Genomic DNA, 2,437 nt, shown 5'->3' on the forward strand with positions numbered 1-2,437 from the left:
GTATATATATTTATTTCAGTTGATTTACTATACATGAGATGAAAATATTTTTAAGCGGGAAATGGGGAGGATCATTATGAAGAAAATGGTTGTAATATCTAGTTTGGCGCTAATAGTAGGTTTAACAACTGGTTGTAGCAGTGAAAAAATAAGTGGACCTAAAACAGTATCTGTAAAAAAAGAAAAAGAGTTAGTAGCGAAAGATATTTTTAAAAAAGCAGCTGACGGATTAAAACAAGAGGAATATCTTACATTGACATCTCTTATGTCAATGAAGGGGAGTAGCCAATCAGAAGAGATTAAAATGAAAATACAGATGGAGCCGAAACTGAAGAATTCTAGAGCTGAAATGAAAATAAGTGGTACAGATATTGTAACGTATGAAGTAGATGGAAAGGTCGCTGCTCAAGTGAAAAACCCTGATACAGGAGAGTTAGTTACGATACCTAATGATCAATTTAATGTAAATGATGTAATGGTCAGTAAAAATTTACTTAATGAGTTAGATTTACCGGAAGCTTTGGCTAAGAAAATGAAAGCGAAGAAGGATGGGGACACATATAAACTTACACTTGAATTAAAGGGAAAAGAAGCGGTAGATACGTTACAAAAAATTAATGGAGATATGAAGAAATTAACGGAAGGATTTAATATGGATGCGTTTAACATTGAATATATAATAACAAGAGATTATAAATTTGAAGAGATGCGAACAACTATAAAAGTGAGTGAAAGTAACTCAGATAAAAAAGCTAGTACAGATAAGGAAAAATTGGATGCAGTTGTGAGTATAAAGATTGATTCATATGAAAAGTTTGATTCAATTAAGTTACCAGAAGGAATTCAATAATTTGAATCGTGAAAAGATAGGAAAAAGGAGCGGAAATCCGCTCCTTTTTTTATTTTCCCTACTATTTTTAGGAGATTTATATGAATAAAGGCGAACGAAAGTTCTATTAATAAAAATCTCACTTCATATTTTTCTGGAATATATGTGAAACATTGTATAAAATAATCAAGAAAGTCAAAAATTATAGGGGGAAACTTGTGAAGAAAAGTAAGAGTTTAGTAAGTATTTTAGGAGTGTGTATCATGTTGTTTTCTTTTTGTTTCCAAGGAAATGTACAGGCAGATGTAAATACTGTTCAATCTGGAAAAATAAAATCAGGAAACGTAACGGTATGGGAAGTAGGAAATGTAGCGAAAGTGTTAGCTGATGTAGAGCGCTTGAATTTAAATACGGTGAATGTACCGATTCAAGTTGATATTCCGAATGTGAATTCGGCTAATATGGTAATTAATCAGGCGCAAAAGAAACAAGCTATTATTTTAATTCAAGAATTATTAAAACGTAATATACAAGTTATAGTGGAACCGTTCCCATTTATTCAGCAAGGAAATATTGGAGAGACGGAATGGAACCCGAGTAATATTAACGATTTCTTCTGGAATTGGAAAACGGTTGTTTTACAAGATATTTTTAATTCCATTACAAGTAAGTACAATGTTTATGGGCTGAAAATCGCTTCTAATTTCGTTAATATGGAATATGCAGAAGGATATTGGAATGATACGATTAATTTTGTTCGCCAGCAGTATAAAGGAAATGTTTTGTATCAAATGAACTGGTGGTTAACTGCAAGTTGGGATCCTTCTTTTGAGGCGAAATTTAAAGAGAAAATAAATCGCCCGTATTTAAAAAAGGTGGATATCGTAAGTATTGATAGTTGGTTTGAAGTTTCAGGGAAAAGAAATCCATCATACGAAGAAGTAAAACAAAGTTTATTTGCGACGACAGTATACAATCGTGGCCAAAATGTCGTTCAGCAACTTGAGAAATTACATAAAGCAACAGGAAAGCCAGTATATTTTGGTGGATTTAACGTTCCAGCACGTGAACTTGGACTACAAAGCCCGTGGAACCCAGATGTTACGAATGTGTTTTCAAAAGATGTACAACTTAACGGGTGGCGTGCTTACCGAGATGTATTAGAACCGAAGCTGTATTTTAAAGGTTTTTCAATTTGGTTTATTGGCTCTAATGATAGTAATCATTCATATCAAATACATAGTAAAGAAGCAGAGGCAGTTATTAATGGATGGTATCGAAAATAAATTTTATAAAATAGGTAAGTTTTAGAATCCATTACATATATTTTAGTGAAAGGCCTTTCACCATCTTATCACCTAGGGGGCAATCATAATGAAATTTTTGTCATACCTTACAGTAATTTTGGTGATTCTTGGCGGTTTGAATTGGTTGTTTGTAGCGTTAGATTATAATGTAGTTGAGAAATGGTTTGGTTCTATGCCGGCGTTTGTGGATACTATTTATTGGCTCTTTGGTCTTTCAGCTATTTATCAAATTTTCGATCGGTTCTTTACGAGTAAATAGCTATTATACTTTATTACTAGAGTGTTAAGTATGATTATGTAC

3 protein-coding genes are annotated in these 2,437 nt (G+C 32.6%); all 3 read left to right on the forward strand.

Features of this window, described 5'->3' with window-relative positions:
- Positions 1 to 76 precede the first annotated feature (76 nt).
- Positions 77 to 850 (forward strand): DUF6612 family protein, encoded by a 774-nt coding sequence (locus AB3X48_RS21135; RefSeq protein WP_002199938.1) that lies wholly within the window; start codon positions 77 to 79, stop codon positions 848 to 850.
- A 197-nt stretch (positions 851 to 1,047) separates the two neighbouring features.
- A complete protein-coding gene (locus AB3X48_RS21140; RefSeq protein WP_133059507.1) occupies positions 1,048 to 2,115 on the forward strand; it encodes a glycoside hydrolase family 113 in 1,068 nt (355 codons plus the stop codon).
- A gap of 88 nt (positions 2,116 to 2,203) precedes the next feature.
- Positions 2,204 to 2,395 carry a DUF378 domain-containing protein gene (locus AB3X48_RS21145; protein WP_016095805.1) on the forward strand — a complete coding sequence of 64 codons (192 nt, stop codon included), beginning with the start codon at positions 2,204 to 2,206 and terminating at the stop codon, positions 2,393 to 2,395.
- Positions 2,396 to 2,437: the final 42 nt, after the last annotated feature.

This window comes from Bacillus sp. S4 (genome assembly GCF_040838205.1).
Classification (GTDB): Bacteria; Bacillota; Bacilli; order Bacillales; family Bacillaceae_G; genus Bacillus_A; species Bacillus_A cereus_U.